Raw genomic sequence first — 18,646 nt, forward strand, 5'->3', positions numbered from 1 at the left:
CATTATGCGACTATTAGTCCGTCACGCTCCGTTAAGTGCGAGACAATTAAACCACCCGCTATGCGAGTGCGCGTCGAAGGTTATACCAAAAAAACTCCAAACGCGATACAATAAAGGTGTTCAAGCCAATTGTAAAGCAAAAGGAGAAAACCATGGCACAAAAGTCTCTTTGAGAGACAAGTGACGAGTCAAAAGCAATAAGGCTTGAACAAAGTGAAAGCCAGCGTCTTTATGCGCTGGCTGGTAATTTGGGCTTATAGCCCTGGTGAAAACCATCCGTTAGACGGGTGGTTATGATTTAAGGGGGTAAGTATAAAAGTAAAAACTCGACTTGAATATGTTGGAATAATAGTCTTTGGAAACAAAATCTATTACGAGATACACATAGGGGTACGTTTTTCTCAATAGGCTTTTGGCAAATGAATGCACAGTTAAAATCAATCCCGTAAAAAGAGAGTTTACTGACGAAGTTAATATTAAACACCGTGTGACAGTTTATTGTAGGGTGAGTAGCAATGTTAACACAAGCTTCCAGATCAAGGTCATAAGTCCCTAGATCTAAAATTCTTTTAAACGCATGTTAACTTCCTACTACAGGCATAAAATGACTAATAACAAGACTAACAATGAGTGGTTCATCTTCATAAGGAATAAATTTATCAGGGTAATCATCGTTCAAAGAAACCATACGAAAACCTGCTTCTTCACGATAGAGTTGCTGGATGTAGATAGATTCATTCCATGAGAGGGCATAAACCTCACCTCACCATCATAGTCAAAGCCATCGGCGCGAATCAAAGCAACCTCGCCACTCTTATAGACTATCTCTATAGATTTTCTTCAATCCAAGCAGCAATATCATAACCATAATGCTTAACATCAGAATAGACTGTTTCGGTTTCGTACTCATCAAAGAGTGTTTCACCTAGACCAGCAGAAAGAGCAACTTCTGATAGAACTGGTACAAGGAAGAGTTAGATGACCTTATCGGATTATTGAGGTTGCAGTAGCTCTTCAACATAGTCTTCAGCTTTTTGTTGGTTAGCAGTAGTAAGCTGAAGAAAGTTATTAACGATGTTGTACTCTGACTCGAAGTTGGTTACATCGTCATCTAAGATTTTAGCAAGTTCTTCTAGATTTTTTTGATTGGGATTGGCACGTCCAGATTTCCAACTACTGTAGGAAGATTTATTTATGTTAAGTATTTCTGCAATTTTTACCTGAGATAAATCTTTCTCAATTCTTCTTTTACTTAGACTTATTTCTGAAAACATGGTATACCACTCCTGTTGTTTTATTAAACAACAATAGTTGATCAAAAATTATTTAATTTGACAATAGAGGAGCTGTATGTACCGTTTTAGGTACTTATGTGATATAATTTATAAGAATATTATTGTTGGAGTGAAGATGAATATTAGTTATAACCCTTTATGGGAAAAATTAAAAGAGAAAAATATTTCCAGAACTGAGTTGAGAGAAGCTGTAAAGCTTGGTTCAAGTACTTATTCAAAATTAGTTAAGAATCAGAGTGTAACTACTGATACCTTGCTAAAAATATCGACCTATTTGTGTTGTGATGTATCAGAGTTAATTGAGAGTGGTGATTAGTATGGCAAAAATTAAGTTGTATAATGGCGATTGTGCTACCTTTTTGAAACAGATTAAGTCAGATACAGTTGACTTGATTTTAACTGATCCACCGTATAATTTGGGAATGTTCATGAAAAATCGTGATACCAATCTACATAAAATGAGAGACAATTTCTTTGGTGCAGCAGGTTGGGATGATTTGGATTATGAAGAGTGGTTGATGTCAATGGATAACTTCTTTGAAGAGTCCGCTAGGGTTTCTAAAAAAGGGGCTAGTATGATTATGTTCATGTCACTTATTAAATTAGAAACCTTGATTCAGATAGCAGAAAAACATGGTTTTTATTATAAAACAACTGGCATTTGGCATAAGACTAACCCAATGCCAAGAAATATGAATCTTCATTTTGTGAATTCCACAGAGGCTTGGCTCTATTTCACTTATAAAACTAGAACTGGTACTTTCAATAATGAAGGTAAGTTATATCATGATTTTATTGAAACTTCTCTCGTTACAAAGAATGAAAAAGCCTTCGGGAAACACCCTACTCAAAAACCTGTTCAACTCATTAGTCATTTTGTTGAGCTGTTATCAAATAAAGGTGACTTAATTGTTGACCCATTTATGGGAAGCGGTACAACAGGAGTGGTATCGAAAAGCTTGGAAAGAGATTTTATTGGTATTGAGCTTGAAGAGGGATATTTTAATATTGCTACTCAAAGAATAGAGGATTTGGATAATGAATAACAATGTGCTGGATCTTTTTGCTGGTGTAGGTGGTATGTCACTTGGTTTTGAGCAAGTTGGTTTTAATACGCTTGTTGCAAATGAGTTTGACGAAAGTATTGCTGAAGCTTATAAAAAGAATCATCCTACCACTAATATGATTGTAGGTGATATAACCTCGCTCGACCTAGAAAAAGAGTTTGGATCACTAAAAGGAAAAATTAAAGTTATCATTGGTGGTCCACCTTGTCAAGGGTACTCCCAGAAAGGAAGTAGAAAAACAATTAATGATGAACGCAATTTCTTATTTAAGTATTTTGTAAAGGTTGTGGAGTTGGTATCTCCTGACTACTTTGTTATGGAAAATGTTCCTAATCTCCTGACTGCAGAAAAAGGCTATTTCAGAAAAGAGTTAGTTGAACTATTTGAGAATTTAGGTTACTGTCTTTCCATGGATATTGTAGATGCTAGTACGCTTGGAGTACCACAGAAACGTAGAAGAGCTATTATTATCGGTAAAAAAGGTGATAATGCAGTAGATTTCAAGCTGAAACAAGTTGATACGGTTACTATTTGGGATGCAATTAGTGATTTAGCATTTTTAAATTCTGGTGAGGGAGATGAAGAACAGACTTATATATCAGATTCTCTAACTAAATATCAAGAAGAAATGCGTTCCCAGTCATCTAGACTTTATAACCATAAAGCGACAAATCACTCTGAAATCGCTTTGGAGCGTCTGAGGATGATACCTGAAAATTCAGGTAAAGAGTCTTTACCAAAAGAGCATCTGACTAAATCTATTTATAGTGGGACTTGGGAACGTATGGTTAAATCAGAACAGTCAGTTACAATTACTACTCGTTTTGATACCCCTTCCTCAGGGAAATTTACACATCCATTTTTGCATAGAGCTATCACTGTGCGTGAAGCCGCAAGATTGCAGTCTTTTCCAGATGATTTTATTTTTTATGGTACTAAGACATCACAAATGAAACAGGTGGGGAATGCAGTTCCTCCAAAATTAGCAAATGCAATTGCAGAATTAATTAAAAAAGATATGGAGATTGAAAATGGTTAAGGTGGATAATCTGAAACACTATGAACCGATTGATTTGAAATTAGGTATTAAATCTTCGATGCCTAAAGTTAAGTCTGCGGTGGCTCTTTTATTGTTACTATGGCAGACATCAGACAACAAGTATGAGATTGAGTATTCTTCCAATGCAGATGGGAAAGGGATTACTTTAAAACCCACGGTTTATAGTAAAGTATTTAATCAAGTAAAAGATATATTTAGTGATGAACGTACTGATAGTTCAAACTTCAGTAATACCCTAGATAACAATCCCTTACTAACCTCTCAAATTGAAGCGCTGATTGTTACTTTTGAATTGTGTTATGAACTAGCAAGATTTACTTTTGTTGATTCAGAAAAATCTTTTAGTGCAGAACGAACAGGTGGTAGTAGGTTTGAAAAGAAAATTTCTTTTACCTCGAATTTTGACTATCTTACCCTAATTTTTGCTGATGATTTATCAATTCTAAATCGAGTTCTTTTAAAATGGCTAGGATATGATGTTAGTTACTCAAGTGTTGCCGAAGAAAAATTAATTAACTTCTTAACTCTAATCTCTGAGAAATCGATTTATAAATTAGTAAATAAAGGAGATGATGTACACTTCAATAACATGGCAATCTATGATTTGTTAATTGATGGAGAGACTGAAGTAGATATCACAAGTGATGTAGAAGCTAAGGGGTCATTAAGGATCCTTGGTTCAATACTTAATGAAGGACTCAACCAGTACTTGCAGAATAAAAAAGGTATTTTAACCTCAGCTTCAGACGTTTCTTTACTTACTAGCTATAGAAACAGACTAGATAAATATTTTGAAGTAGCAACTAAGAAAGCTCCTACTAAAGTTGAAATTGAAAAAACAACTCATATTTTAGATTCATTAAAATATGAGACTGAGCCAGTATATTCAGATAAGCCACTAAATCGCATTCTTTTTGGAGCGCCTGGTACTGGTAAAAGTCATACTCTAGATGAAGAAATGTCTAAATTATTGATTGATGTCAAAGAAGACTATGAACGTGTGACCTTTCATCCAGATTATGCCTTTTCTCAATTTGTTGGTACTTATAAGCCAGTTCCTGTAATTAACGAGGAAGGAAAAGAGGAGATTTCCTATCAGTATGTGCCTGGACCATTCATTCGTATTTATGTAGAAGCTCTTAAGAGTGCTCAAACAGATAATCCCAAGCCTTACCTCTTACTAATCGAGGAGATTAACCGTGCTAAGGTTTCAGCAGTCTTCGGTGATCTTTTCCAACTGTTAGATCGAAAAGATGGTGTAAGTGAGTATCCAATCCGTACTTCTGAAGATTTAAAACAGTATCTTGCAAAAGAACTAAATGTCTCTGAAGACCAAGTGGCTACATTAATTTTGCCTGACAATCTATATATTTGGGCTACAATGAATAGTGCTGACCAAGGTGTTTTCCCAATGGATACTGCCTTTAAGAGACGCTGGGATTTTGAGTATCTAGAACTGGATGGCGGAGAAGCTAAGATTGAAGGATATAAATTTAATGTTGCGGGTCAAACTTATGAGTGGAATGCACTTCGTAAGGCATTCAATGAAGTTTTATCTGAAGATTACAATGTCAATGAAGATAAGTTGATGGGGCCATTTTTCATTAAACTTGATTCATATAAGATTGAGATTAAATCAGAAGCTAGTAATCCAGCCGAGTCAGATAAGAAATCTTATGAGCCTATCCTAAATGACAAGTTCCTTGATGTCTTCAAGAACAAGGTCTTGATGTATCTCTTTGATGATGCCGCTAAGCAGAAGAGGAAAGATTTCTTCCAAGGAGTAGAGAATTCAAACAGATACTCAGTTATCTGTAAGGAGTTTGATGTTAAAGGATTGCAGATTTTTGCTCATAGTGTCTCAAAAAAATATGATGAATTTACTTCAAGCGATAAGGACTAGATTATATGAAGTCAGTGTTTATTCGTGAACAAAAGAGATATACATTTCATGAACTTCAACTTAAATTTAATCTAGATAGAGAGCTACTTCAAAAATTACTCCAACGTTTGAAGTCCTTTGGTATCTTAAAAACTGTAAAAAACAGTAAGGAACAACAGGAACTATCAGACTTATTCGAAGAAGATACAGAACTTGAGGAACTTTCTTTTGGCGGCAGTGAGTCGCTCTATGTCTTTACCTATGTCGGTCTTGTGATGATTCAGAACTTTGTTCTTAAGTGTTATCCTAAGTATATCGATAAGGAAGAGAATCTCGATATCAAGCTCGAAGAGGTTATCAAAGTCATTGAGAAAGCTGATCAGAAGGAACAAGAAATTCTGATTTATTCAGAGTATGATTCAGGTAGCTCTTTCAATGAACTAGCTCTAATTATGTATCTCTTGAATGATTATTTTGAGTATGGTTTGTATAATGTTGAGGATACAATTCTAGAAATTAACGGCTATGGGGGCATTAACTGGGATAGAACAATTAATGATACCTTTACTATTATTTCGAATAATCGACCTTATTATCCAGAGTTGGTTACTCAACGGAAGGTTGATGATGAAACGCACTTTATCAAACGACTTCATGAAATTATTTTGACTCAAGCGACTAAGACTTTGCAGGATGCCGATTTGCATGACTTACTAGGCTTGCCGGAACTTCTTTTGACAGATGAGGAGCTGTATGATTTAGCTGAAAAGGACTATATTCTTTATCGAATCAAGCAACAACTTTCAGTAGAGTTTAATACTAGAAATCAATTGTTGCTGAAAGCACTTTATATCTATGTTGATAAGAAGGATACATCACTAGAAAAAAGTAATATCAGTTTCTTTGGAACGAACTCATTCCATGTAGTTTGGGAGAAAGCCTGCGCAGTGGCTTTAGAAAACCATCTTGATCATTCACTTAAGTCTCTTGGACTGGGTGATAGCACAAAGAGCTTGAAAGAAATCATTGAGAAACCTAAATGGGCTTCAAAAGGAAATGAAAAGAAAAGTGATACCTTGATTCCAGATACCATATCAGTTCAGTCTCCTCTGTTTATGATTTTTGATGCTAAGTATTATCTCTTAAAAGTTGAGGATAAAGGACTATACAATAATCCAGGGATTGGGGATGTCACGAAACAATTCTTGTATCAACTAGCTTATAAAGATTTGGTTTCTGTCCAAGAAGAACTAGTTGTGAAAAATTTCTTTGTGATGCCAACTGAATCAGAAATAGACCTCGACTTTGGTTCAGTAACAATGGATATGTTTACACGTAAACCCTTAGAATTGAGTCCTGTTTATATCATCAAATTGAATGTAGATGAAGTTTATCGTGCATATTTAGAGGAAAGTCCACTTAAGGAGGTAATTGAAACATTAAAAGATAGCAGTAGTGTTTAGTTGACTATTTGATTAGTCTAGAAATAATAAATGGGGGAACTGAAGTAACATTGTAGGAACAGCAACCTGATGAGGGTTGCTGTTTCAAATTGTAAAATATCACAATTTTTGATATACTAGTAAAGTAAATTGTTCATTTAACTCGATTCCCGATGACAGGCTAGGAGTTATTAGTCTGGTTGTACTGGTGTGCTTATTAGTTAAGAAGCTCTCTGTCAATGAGAAAGGAGATTTTATGAATCCAGTAATGTTAAAAATAATCGAAACTCATAACGAGGTTCTTGGTTTCATTTCTAGTTTGTACCTTATAATTCAAACCGTCGCCCATAAACTTGGAATCTTAACTAATGAATCGGGTTAAGTGAATAATTGCAATGTAACGTCAGCAGTAATATAAAAGGTTACTGTTTTTTTAATATATCTAGAAAATCTAAAAGTATTGTAATAGAGTCAGAATTGATTAGGAGGGGACTTTGATGGGAAAATAGAATAAAAGCGTATTAATCTCCAGTACGTCATATTTCTCTTTTCTGTATTTTCATTGTATAATAGGATTACATTTACTTGCATACGACGAAATGTAAACATTTCTATTTAAAATTAAGGAGAAAATCAATGAAAAAAGCAATGTTAATTATCAACCCTACCTCTGGTGGGGAAAAGGCTTTGGATTACAAAGAAAAGCTGGAGAATAAAGCAAAAGAATACTTTGAGCACGTAGAAACCAAAATTACCGAAAAAGCTTTGGATGCAACACATTTTGCTGAGGAAGCTTCTCGTGAGCAGTACAATGCAGTGGTTGTGTTTGGTGGAGATGGGACTGTCAACGAAGTCATTTCGGGTATTGCTGAGAGAGACTACATTCCTAAGTTAGGGATTATCCCAGGCGGTACGGGTAACCTCATTACAAAACTTTTGGAAATCAATCAAGACATCGATGGCGCGATAGATGAACTGGATTTTGATTTAACCAATAAGATTGATATCGGAAAAGCGAATGACAATTATTTTGGTTATATCTTTAGTATCGGTTCTCTACCTGAGGCGATTCACAATGTTGAAATCGAGGACAAAACAAAATTCGGTATTTTAGCCTATGCTGTAAATACCATGAAGTCTGTCATGACAGATCAGGTCTTTAACATTAAGGTTGAGACAGAAAATGGAAATTATGTTGGTGAAGCTAGCCATGTGTTGGTTCTCTTGACAAATTACTTCGCTGATAAAAAAATCTTTGAAGAAAACAAAGACGGCTATGCCAACATTTTGATTCTAAAAGATGCTTCTATATTCTCTAAATTATCCGTCATTCCTGATTTATTGAAAGGCGATGTTGTCGCAAATGATAATATCGAATATATCAAGGCGCGGAATATTAAAATCTCTTCAGATAGTGAATTGGAGTCAGATGTTGACGGCGATAAAGCGGATAACCTACCTGTAGAAATCAAAGTCCTAGCTCAGCGAGTAGAAGTATTTTCAAAACCGAAAGAGGATTAGTATATAGAGAAAGCCTTTTTTAAGGCTTTTTGTATACTTAAAAAGGGCGTTCTTTTAAGAACGGACCTTCCTTGCAAATAGTTTACAAAAATAGTATACTAGATTTATTGATTTTGAAAACGTTTGCGTAAAATTTGAATTAAAACTTTAGGAGACAAATTGATGGAATTAAGTGCTATTTACCATAGGACTGAGTCGGAGTATGCCTATCTTTATAAGGATAAGAAACTTCATATTCGGATTCGAACTAAGAAAGGGGACATTGAAAGCATCAACCTGCATTATGGCGACCCTTTTATCTTTATGGAGGAGTTTTATCAAGATACAAAGAAAATGGCCAAGATAACTTCTGATGCCATCTTTGATTATTGGCAGGTTGAAGTGTCCGTTGACTTTGCACGTATCCAGTATCTCTTTGAACTCAAGGATACAGAAGGTCAAAGTATTTTGTATGGCGATAAAGGGTGTGTGGAAAATTCTCTAGAAAATCTTCATGCTATTGGGAATGGATTTAAGTTGCCTTATCTTCATGAGATTGATGCATGCCAGATTCCTGACTGGGTTTCAAATACGGTGTGGTATCAGATATTTCCTGAGAGATTTGCTAATGGAAATGCTCTATTAAACCCAGAAGGGACTTTAGGCTGGGATTCATCTATCACACCTCAGAGTGATGATTTCTTTGGTGGTGATTTACAGGGGATTATTGACCATCTGGATTACTTGCAAGACTTGGGAATTACTGGACTTTATCTTTGTCCTATCTTTGAATCTACGAGCAATCATAAGTACAATACGACGGATTACTTTGAAATTGACCATCATTTTGGAGACAAGGAAACCTTTCGAGAGCTTATAGAGCACGCTCATCAGCGCGGTATGAAAATTATGCTGGATGCTGTATTTAATCATATTGGTTCGCAATCTCCTCAATGGCAAGATGTTATCAAAAATGGTGAACAGTCTGCTTATAAGGATTGGTTCCATATTCAACAATTTCCAGTGATGACTGAAAAACTAGCCAACAAGAGAGAGTTGCCTTATCATGCTTTTGGTTTCGAGGACTATATGCCTAAGCTAAATACAGCCAATCAAGAGGTCAAGGAGTATCTTTTGAAGGTTGCGACTTATTGGATTGAAGAGTTTGATATTGATGCTTGGCGTTTGGATGTGGCTAATGAGATTGATCATCAGTTTTGGAAGGATTTTCGCAAGGCAGTTTTAGCTAAAAAGCCTGATCTTTATATCCTAGGAGAAGTCTGGCATACGTCTCAGCCTTGGCTAAATGGCGATGAGTTCCATGCGGTCATGAATTATCCTTTATCTGATAGCATCAAGGAGTATTTTTTGCGTGGTGTTAAGAAGACGGATCAGTTCATCGATGAAATCAATGGTCAGTCTATGTATTACAAGCAGCAGATTTCAGAGGTTATGTTTAATCTCTTGGATTCGCATGATACAGAACGAATCTTGTGGACGGCCAATGAGGATGTTCAACTGGTTAAATCAGCCCTAGCCTTTCTCTTTTTACAAAAAGGAACACCCTGCATCTATTATGGAACAGAGTTATCCTTGACTGGCGGTCCAGACCCAGATTGTCGACGTTGTATGCCTTGGGAACGTGTATCAAGTGACAATGATATGCTGAATTTCATGAAGCAGCTGATTAATATTAGAAAACAAGCGTCATCAACCATTCAGCATGGTAAGTATGACCTCGAAGAAATCAAACAAGATGTAGTAGCTTTGGAATGGAAATACGAAGGACAGGTTCTCAAATCAATATTCAACCAATCAACAAAAGATTGTATTGTGGAGAAAGAAGCAGTAGCACTACCAAATAATTGCAAAGAATTGGAGAATCAGCTTGTCATCTCTCCAAATGGATTTGTGATTTTCTAAAAACTAGTTGATGTAGATTATGGTCGTATGGTCAACTTATGTAGTATAATAAGGCTAGTTACTAAACTTATAAAGGAAAACTTAAATGAATTGTAGAGGACATGAAACAAGACAAAGAATTGTTAGAGATTTTGAAGTTCAGCCTAAAGCACATATTAAACTGTTAGCAAATCAACAAAAACATAGTGATGCAGGAGCAACTATTGAAGATGAATATTATGTATTTATCGCTGAGAGTAAAATTGATGGCAAGAAGGAAGTTATTCAGTGTGGCATGGGTGCTGCAAGAGATTTTTTAGAACTAATTAATCACAAAGGATTACCTCTTTTTAATCCTCTTGTAGGTGAACCTAATGTAAATAATAGACAAGAACATTACAATAGAGGGGGTGGAAATTTACAACCTGAAGAGTGGAATAAAACTGCAAAACAGCTTTATAATGCGATAATGTGGTTGATTATCTTATGGGAAGCTAAGCCGGATACACCTTTATTTGATTTTAAAGACGAAGTAATTAAGTATAAAACATATGAGCCTTTTGATATCAAGATAAAAAGAGTAAATACCACTATAAAGAATGGTAGTAAAGGGAAAACTCTGACTGAGATGATTAATGGCTACAGAGCGGATAATGATATTAGAGATGGAATCTGTAACTTTGATATTCTGAAAAATAAAATCCGTGATATGAAAGATCGACAAGGAAATACAATAGAATCTTACTTTTAGTTAATGCTGAATTTGGGATGTTCTATAAAATAGTCTAATTGATATTTACATAGTAGACTATGCAATGTAGTAAAAAAATCAGTAAGAACAACACTTTATTGTGCTATTGGATACGCTTTGCTAATATCCTAATAATCACATGCGGGGTGTTGCTATAACAAAAAAGGTGATAATCATTGATTTCAAGCTATTTTATAAGCTTTTTGTCTTTGTAGATAAAGGCAATTTTGACAACAAAAAATCCTAAAAGATGAATAGTTATAAATGTATTTGTAGATATCGTTTGCGCATCGAAAAAATTAATACAAGAATAAATATTTATGGCTCTTTAGGTGACTTTTTTAGAAGTAAAGTTTAGGCTAGAAAAACAAGAAATAACGCACCAATTTTGGTGCGTTATGCTTTTTTATGCTATAATTGAATTATAAAAATAAAGGAGTTTGCCATGATTGGAAAGAACATAAAATCCTTACGTAAAACACATAACTTAACACAACCCGAATTTGCACGGATTGTAGGTATTTCACGAAATAGTCTGAGTCGTTATGAAAATGGAACGAGTTCAGTCTCTACCGAATTAATAGACATCATTTGTCAGAAGTTTAATGTATCTTATGTCGATATTGTAGGAGAAGATAAAATTCTCAATCCTGTTGAAGATTATGAATTGACTTTAAAAATTGAAATTGTGAAAGAAAGAGGTGCTAATCTATTATCTCGACTCTATCGTTATCAAGATAGTCAGGGAATTAGCGTTGATGATGAATCTAATCCTTGGATTTTAATGAGTGATGATCTATCTGACTTGATTCATACGAATATCTATTTAGTAGAAACTTTTGATGAAATAGAGAGATATATCGGTTATTTGGATGGAATTGAACGTATGTTAGAGATATCTGAAAAACGGATGGTAGCCTAATGGAAATCCAAGATTATACCGATAGTGAATTCAAACATGCTTTGGCACGGAATCTTCGTTCTCTGACAAGAGGAAAAAAGTCCAGTAAGCAACCTATAGCTATTTTGCTTGGAGGGCAAAGTGGTGCTGGTAAGACTACAATTCATCGAATTAAACAGAAAGAATTTCAAGGAAATATTGTTATCATAGATGGCGATAGTTTTCGTTCTCAGCATCCACACTATTTAGAACTGCAGCAAGTATATGGTAAAGATAGTGTTGAATACACTAAAGATTTTGCAGGCAAAATGGTGGAGTCTTTAGTAACAGAATTAAGCAATTTGGGATACAATCTTTTGATAGAGGGAACTTTACGAACAGTTGATGTTCCAAAGAAAACAGCACAACTCTTGAAAAATAAGGGATATGAAGTACAATTAGCCTTAATTGCAACAAAGCCTGAGCTGTCCTATATAAGTACTCTTATCCGTTATGAAGAACTGTACGCCATCAATCCAAATCAAGCACGCGCAACTCCAAAAGAACATCATGATTTCATTGTAAATCATCTAGTTGATAATACCCGACAGTTGGAAGAACTAGCTATCTTTGAAAGAATTCAAATTTATCAACGAGATAGAAGTTGTGTACATGATTCAAGAGAAGATAAAATTTCAGCAGCAGATATTCTTCAAGAGTTACTGTTTGGGGAGTGGAGTCAGGTAGAGAAAGAGATGCTTAAATCTGGAGAAGAAAGATTTAAAGATTTAACTAATTGAAATAGTTGTTAGAACACAAATTTTAAAATATAGTCTACTTATAACTTTTGTTAGTTGTTTAATTAAGGTGGGCGAAAATTTTTTAGAACCAAAAAACGCATAATCTCAGGTGTTGAAAAACTTGAAATTATGCGTTTTCTTGTGGGAAGATTTACTCCATTTTCTTCAGGAATTGAGATTTTGCCCATCTCTTTTTATTATATTTAAGGATATTTGAAAGATATATTTTAGAAAAACAATTATGGAGTTCTTAAATACAGAATATATTATAAATGCTGATTCAAAGTGAAGTTTTATATGTTTTTTGATTTTGTTGAGCATAAAATCTATTAACTAAATTCGAACTACAAAAATTAATTTTAGATGAACTAAACTGTAGGCTTTGGAAAGTTCTCTTATTCGATTTCAGAATGAATCGCTGATACAGGATTAAAAGAACTAAGTATTTCTTTTTGTTTTGAATGAGATACGTGAGTATAGATTTGTGTGATTGATATAGAACTGTGTCCAAGAATTTGTTGAATGTATCGAATATCTACATCATTATCTAGAAGCATTGTCGCAAAGCTATGTCTAAACATATGTGGTGTAATAGTTTTAGATAAGCTATTTTGTTCAACGATTCTCTTTATAACTAAACGTACACTTTGCTCTGACAATGGTTTAAGAGAATGTTTCCCTGGAAACAAGAAATCATTTGATTCATTTCTTGTTTTATTTATATATGTTTCTAATAAATTGAATGTTTTTTGATCTCCTAAAAATAGGATACGTTCTTTCTTACCCTTTCCTATAATATGGAGTGTCTTATTGGAAAGATTAATATCTTTGAGATGAATGTGGCAAAGTTCAGAAATTCTGATGCCTGTTGAAAGTAAAAGTGAAATAATTAGTAGATTTCTTTCAGCGTGTTGTTTTTGATAGTCAGTTTTAGATACAATTACTTTCCGTTCTAAATATATAAAAATGCTTTTCAGAATGTCATACGGAATCGTTTTAGGCAATACTTTTTCAGTTCTAAATTGAAAGCGCAATTGATTGAAGGGATTCTCTTCAATTATGTTCTGGTATTTTAGATAGTTATAAAACACCTTCATACAAGCAATTTTTCTTCTTAATGTATTCGTTTTTATGTTAGATCGTGTCAACTGTTCTATATAGGATTCGACATTATCATAGTCTGAGTTATAAAATTGCATAAGATCATTCTTATAAGCGCGAATCGTGTGCGAACTCAAACGCTTATGAGTTTTGCAATAATCTAAGTAAGTAGAAATAAGTTTATAATCCATAAAAATCTCCTTTATCAATAATCATGCTATTATAAACCTATTTAGGTGCTTTGTATAGCGATAATAAATTGTTATCGATAGGAGAAGTCAGTGTATAAAATTAATAAATTTGAAGGTGAAATCTATCAGAAGTTAAATAAAATTCTTGATTCATATAACCAAGAACAGAATAGCGTAATAAATCTTGCTGCATGTATTAGCTATCCATTCACCGAAGTATTAGAGATTCAAAGTTTCCCTCTCGCTACTCTGCCAACAGAGGGAGCTGTTGAAAAACGCTTTTTTCCTCATTGTACTTCATTGGATAATATTGAAATATATTCAGAAGAATTGTGTCTTCAACTTTTTGATTTAAATCCTGGTGATTATAGAGTTAATGTGCAACCACATTCAGGAACTCAGGCTAACCAAATAGTCTATAATTGTGTTTTAGAAAGTGACGATTATATTTTATCGTTATCTCCAAAAGACGGAGGACATATTTCACACACTTATACAGGCAAAGGTACTGTAAAATATTATCACTTAGATCATGATTTAAATATTGATTATATCGAATTAAAGGAATTATTAGATAAATATAAACCTAAATTGATTATTATTGGTGCTTCATCGTATGGAAATGAATTTAATTATCAACAAATTTATGAAATTATAAAAGAGGTTAGCCCCAATACCCTTATTTTAGCGGATATTTGCCATAGTGTTTTATATATTATGGCAAAGCTACATAAGTCGATTTTTCCATATGTCGATTTCGTTACTTTTACAATGGATAAATGTTTACGTGGGCCTCAAGGAGGAGTACTAATGTATCGTTCTATATTTGAAGAAAAAATAACTAATTCAATTTTTCCTAGAACACAGGGAGGTCCTACACAAAATGCATTATTTGCGAAATGTATCTGTTTAATCAAATTATTATCAATAGATATTCAAGATTATGCACAACAGGTTATAAAAAATACTTTATTGTTTATAAAACAATTAAGTAAAGAAGGGGTTGATGTTGTTTATAAAAACTCAAAGACTCATATAATTTTAGTTAATCTACTGAATCTAAACTTGAGTGGTAAGGATGCAGAGAATCTACTTTTTCAACATAAAATATTAGTTAACCGAAATCAAATTCCAAATGATACACACGGACCAATGACGACTTCAGGAATAAGATTAGGAACAATCGGAATTACAAATTTATCCTATACTGATGATGATATTAAAAAATTAGCTAAACTAGTAGCTAATTTATTAAAATATAAACAATATGATTATTCCATATATTTAGATCTCATTCGCAAGTACCATGAACAAATTAATATCTCCAATTAGGAGAAAGACCTATACAGAAATTATATTTTTTGTAAGGAATCAACAGATAGTATTTAGTGAGTCCGTCTTGATAATCATCAATATAAGTTTTTTCACAAACAAAAGGAATATCATCAAATTGTTGTAAATTGTATACTATTTGAAATTTATACCAAGGATCGTCTATGAGTGGAATTTCTTCCTCAAAGTTTCTTAGTGAATTTTGAAATTCTGTAAAAGAGATTCTTTCAGAAATCAATTCAATAATTAATTTGTTTAACTTGAGCATCCTAATATCTAAGGTCAAAGCTTTAGGACATTCTTGAAGTGATTTATTTATAAACTTCAGAGATTGTTGATAATTTTTATTCATCAAAAAAATAATTGATTTATTACAATATGGTTCAAAAATTTCATTTGAATCATATTTTTTTAGTATTTTTATGGCCTTATTTAGATTCTCTAAAGCTATATCATATTCTCCGTCCCAGATATTAACAACACCTAAATTATTATATACTGTTGCAACAGGTATTTGATATTCATTACGTTGAAAATAGTCCAATGCTAGTTTGAGATTTTCGGTAGCTTCTTTAGTTGGGAAATAATGAGCAGAATTTCGTAAAATAATATAATAGAAGTCGTCTTTTTCTACAGAATTCATGCTTTCATTAAGGAGTTTAATTGCCTCTCGATCTTTACCTAAATGACCATAAGCATTTAGCTTGTAGAGTAATGTTCCAGAGCAATTTTCTAACTTTTCCAGTGATTTTAGCGCCTCCTCAAATTCATATTTTTGAATTTGAAATCTAGGATAGTATAGCTGTAAATCTTTTGAATAATTATCTTTTTGAAGACTGTTTAAAATAGCTAAACCTCCATTAAAATCAGAAATCCACTGGTACGAGTTCAACATATAATGTAAGTATTTTTCGGGTAATAATTCTATTAAATGAAGTATCTTCTTACTCAAAGATACAATGTAAAAATATGAATTTTTCCTGTATTCGATTTCAAGTAACTGTTTGATATATTCTACATTTTGCCGCAACTCTTCAATATTACATATATTTATTAAGCAGTGAATTAAATAAGCTAACTCGCCACCAACTCCTATAGATAGGATAGTTTGCTCTAAATATATTTTTAGATTGTTGGTTACTAATTGAAGATCAGAAGCATTTGTGTGATTTAAAATACCATTTACAATTGATTCGTGTGAAATTTTGATTTTATCATTTGTATCACCATTAATATAGACAAAACCTGCATCAATAAGGGATTTTAGAGAATCAGCTACTTCAGTATTTTCGTCTAATATAGATTTAATGTAGTTAAAAACTATATCTTTTTTCATACCAGCAGGAAAAATTGATGATATGATAAGTATATTTTTTTGAATATCTGGAAGTTTGTCATATATATCAGAAATATTAAATAATTCTGAATTTGGATTATCAATAAGTCTGTTAATAATTAATTCAATATCTTTATAATTACCTTGTGTTATCTGCCAGATTTGATTCAATTTGACATTATCAAGTAAAGCAATTTTATTTCTTATTAGTAATTTACACTCATCCTCAGTAAGATACGATAAATTTAATACAGTAGGAGTATAATTGTCCAATGTATCTAGTTTATCAATCGATTTTAACTTATCATTTGTTCGGTTTATAATTGTTAAAGAGATTCCGCTTTGAAGTGTATTAAAGTCATCTTCAAATTTTATTTTTATATCTTCAGATAAAAATTGATAATTATCAATAATAATATTAAGACGGATTTTTTTTGAAACATGACTGAAATATCTTAAATATAAATCATTTTCAAATATTCCCTCCTTTATTTCAGTAATAACTTCTTCCCAAGGATAATCAATTACTTTTTTGTAAGTTGTATCGAACGCAATAAACGATCTGATTAACCTAAGACTATGTTTCAGAGTTAGATTTGTTAGTTTTTGTTTTCTTAAATAATTTGAAAACGAATATTTTTGAGGTATTGATAAGCATAGATTTCTTCTGAATTGTGTTGGGACATACGCTCCTTTTAGTAGATTTTCAAAAAATTTATTACTTTCAAACCCATCATTTATAACATCAATGTAGAGAATAAAGGCTTCTTTATCATGGCTGTAAACTCGTTGACAAACCTCTTTGATTAGCTCGGTTTTACCACTACCACTTAAACCATTAATAATATATAAACTATTTTTATCATTACTAGAAAATTTAAAATGCTGTTTTAATTCTTCTATTTCAGTATCTCGACCGTAATACATAAAACATCTCCTACCGATAACAATTTATTATCACCAGTATACCATAAATTCATCTTTAGTAGCTTGATTTGTATAATGATTTTTTTAGTTAAAAATAGTATGAAAATCTAGTTATCCGTATAAACACTGGACTTATCACACTTTATCAAGGTCGAAACCAATCAATTTACTACTAATTTACTACTTATGAATGAGCTTTGATACGACGATTTACCCTTGAAAAGTGAAGAAACAAAGATACTTCCAATAAAAATTGAATAGGCAAAAGGTGGACACTTCAAAAATGAGGTGTCTATTTTTTTACCCGATTTGAAAGGACGTGATACTACGAAAATAGAAAAACAAGAGAATAAAGGTCGCTCCCCACCGTGAAAGACCATCAAACAAACGAGATTCATTCAACCATAAAAAAGAAAGGATAGGTAAAAATATGGAACTTAAATTTGTGATTCCCAAGATGGAAAAAACATTCGGCAATTTAGAATTTGCTGGCGAGGATAAAGTCGTACAGCGAAGAATCAACGGACATCTAACCGTCTTATCTCGAAGCTATAATCTCTATTCAGACGTTCAAAGAGCAGATGATATTGTGGTCGTACTTCCTGCTGAAGCTGGCGAAAAACATTTCGGCTTTGAGGAACGTGTTAAGTTAGTCAATCCACGTATTACCGCCGAGGGCTATAAAATCGGCACTCGTGGTTTTACAAATTACCTTTTACATGCTGACGACATGGTAAAAGAATAAAGAAAGAGAGGAAAAATGATGAGATTAGCAAATGGTATCGTATTAGATAAAGACACGACTTTTGGAGAATTAAAATTCTCTGCTCTACGTCGTGAAGTGAGAATCCAAAATGAAGACGGTACGGTTTCAGAGGAAATCAAAGAACGTACCTATGACTTAAAATCCAAAGGGCAAGGACGCATGATTCAAGTAAGTATTCCTGCCAGCGTGCCTTTGAAAGAGTTTGAATATAACGCACGGGTGGAACTTATCAATCCCATTGCGGATACTGTCGCTACTGCTACCTTTCAAGGAGCAGATGTTGACTGGTACATCAAGGCAGACGATATTGTGCTGACAAAGGATTCTAATTCCTTTAGAAATCAACAGCCACCTAAGAAAGAACCTGCTACGGACAAATAGCCACGTATCTTCCATTAGAGAGAAAGGAGAAAA

At 33.2% G+C, this 18,646-nt stretch carries 15 protein-coding genes and 1 pseudogene; 13 read left to right on the forward strand and 3 right to left on the reverse strand.

The window, feature by feature from the left end:
- Positions 1–580 precede the first annotated feature (580 nt).
- A pseudogene (locus tag O3599_RS05525) lies at positions 581–1,274 on the reverse strand (XRE family transcriptional regulator).
- A gap of 136 nt (positions 1,275–1,410) precedes the next feature.
- On the opposite strand from O3599_RS05525, the gene O3599_RS05530 reads away from it, so the two are divergent.
- The 10 genes from O3599_RS05530 (at position 1,411) to pezT (ending at position 12,579) form a co-directional block, all read left to right on the forward strand.
- The gene (locus tag O3599_RS05530) at positions 1,411–1,611 is read left to right on the forward strand and encodes a helix-turn-helix transcriptional regulator (protein WP_247939743.1); all 201 of its coding nucleotides are present in this window, start codon (positions 1,411–1,413) and stop codon (positions 1,609–1,611) included.
- A 1-nt stretch (position 1,612) separates the two neighbouring features.
- A complete protein-coding gene (locus tag O3599_RS05535; protein WP_247939744.1) occupies positions 1,613–2,341 on the forward strand; it encodes a site-specific DNA-methyltransferase in 729 nt (242 codons plus the stop codon).
- Positions 2,334–3,401: a DNA cytosine methyltransferase gene (locus O3599_RS05540; protein WP_247939745.1), complete on the forward strand. Its 1,068-nt coding sequence runs from the start codon at positions 2,334–2,336 to the stop codon at positions 3,399–3,401. Before O3599_RS05535 ends, O3599_RS05540 begins: the two co-directional genes overlap by 8 nt.
- Position 3,402: 1 nt before the next feature.
- Positions 3,403–5,325: an AAA family ATPase gene (locus tag O3599_RS05545; protein WP_261018286.1), complete on the forward strand. Its 1,923-nt coding sequence runs from the start codon at positions 3,403–3,405 to the stop codon at positions 5,323–5,325.
- Positions 5,326–5,330: 5 nt separating this feature from the next.
- Positions 5,331–6,767: an LlaJI family restriction endonuclease gene (locus tag O3599_RS05550; RefSeq protein ID WP_247939747.1), complete on the forward strand. Its 1,437-nt coding sequence runs from the start codon at positions 5,331–5,333 to the stop codon at positions 6,765–6,767.
- A gap of 615 nt (positions 6,768–7,382) precedes the next feature.
- On the forward strand, positions 7,383–8,267 hold the full coding sequence (locus O3599_RS05555; RefSeq protein ID WP_371512220.1) for a diacylglycerol kinase family protein: 885 nt from the start codon (positions 7,383–7,385) through the stop codon (positions 8,265–8,267).
- Between the two features lie 162 nt (positions 8,268–8,429).
- A complete protein-coding gene (locus O3599_RS05560; RefSeq protein WP_371512221.1) occupies positions 8,430–10,169 on the forward strand; it encodes a glycoside hydrolase family 13 protein in 1,740 nt (579 codons plus the stop codon).
- Between the two features lie 274 nt (positions 10,170–10,443).
- Positions 10,444–10,899, forward strand: a complete 456-nt coding sequence (locus O3599_RS05565) for a hypothetical protein (protein ID WP_247939620.1) — start codon at positions 10,444–10,446, stop codon at positions 10,897–10,899.
- A 445-nt stretch (positions 10,900–11,344) separates the two neighbouring features.
- Positions 11,345–11,821, forward strand: a complete 477-nt coding sequence (pezA, locus tag O3599_RS05570; RefSeq protein ID WP_247939618.1) for a type II toxin-antitoxin system antitoxin PezA — start codon at positions 11,345–11,347, stop codon at positions 11,819–11,821.
- Positions 11,821–12,579, forward strand: coding sequence for a type II toxin-antitoxin system toxin PezT (pezT, locus tag O3599_RS05575; RefSeq protein WP_050292535.1), 759 nt, complete (start codon positions 11,821–11,823; stop codon positions 12,577–12,579). The genes pezA and pezT overlap by 1 nt, the downstream gene beginning before the upstream one ends.
- Positions 12,580–12,974: 395 nt before the next feature.
- Here the strand turns inward: pezT and O3599_RS05580 are convergent, their stop codons facing one another.
- Positions 12,975–13,871, reverse strand: coding sequence for a tyrosine-type recombinase/integrase (locus O3599_RS05580; protein ID WP_050088029.1), 897 nt, complete (start codon positions 13,869–13,871; stop codon positions 12,975–12,977).
- Positions 13,872–13,961: 90 nt separating this feature from the next.
- Here O3599_RS05580 and O3599_RS05585 point away from each other — a divergent pair, with 90 nt between their 5' ends.
- Positions 13,962–15,203, forward strand: coding sequence for an aminotransferase class I/II-fold pyridoxal phosphate-dependent enzyme (locus O3599_RS05585; RefSeq protein WP_050088028.1), 1,242 nt, complete (start codon positions 13,962–13,964; stop codon positions 15,201–15,203).
- Here O3599_RS05585 and O3599_RS05590 read toward each other — a convergent pair.
- Entirely contained in the window at positions 15,187–17,466 is a 2,280-nt protein-coding gene (locus tag O3599_RS05590) for a tetratricopeptide repeat protein (RefSeq protein ID WP_050088027.1), read from the reverse strand. The two genes, O3599_RS05585 and O3599_RS05590, sit on opposite strands and share 17 nt — an antisense overlap.
- A gap of 430 nt (positions 17,467–17,896) precedes the next feature.
- Between O3599_RS05590 and O3599_RS05595 the strand changes: the two genes are divergently transcribed.
- On the forward strand, positions 17,897–18,211 hold the full coding sequence (locus O3599_RS05595; RefSeq protein WP_000420680.1) for a YdcP family protein: 315 nt from the start codon (positions 17,897–17,899) through the stop codon (positions 18,209–18,211).
- A gap of 15 nt (positions 18,212–18,226) precedes the next feature.
- Positions 18,227–18,613, forward strand: a complete 387-nt coding sequence (locus tag O3599_RS05600; RefSeq protein ID WP_000985016.1) for a YdcP family protein — start codon at positions 18,227–18,229, stop codon at positions 18,611–18,613.
- Positions 18,614–18,646 lie beyond the last annotated feature (33 nt).

This window comes from Streptococcus sp. 27098_8_103, assembly GCF_041432345.1.
Classification (GTDB): Bacteria; Bacillota; Bacilli; order Lactobacillales; family Streptococcaceae; genus Streptococcus; species Streptococcus mitis_BV.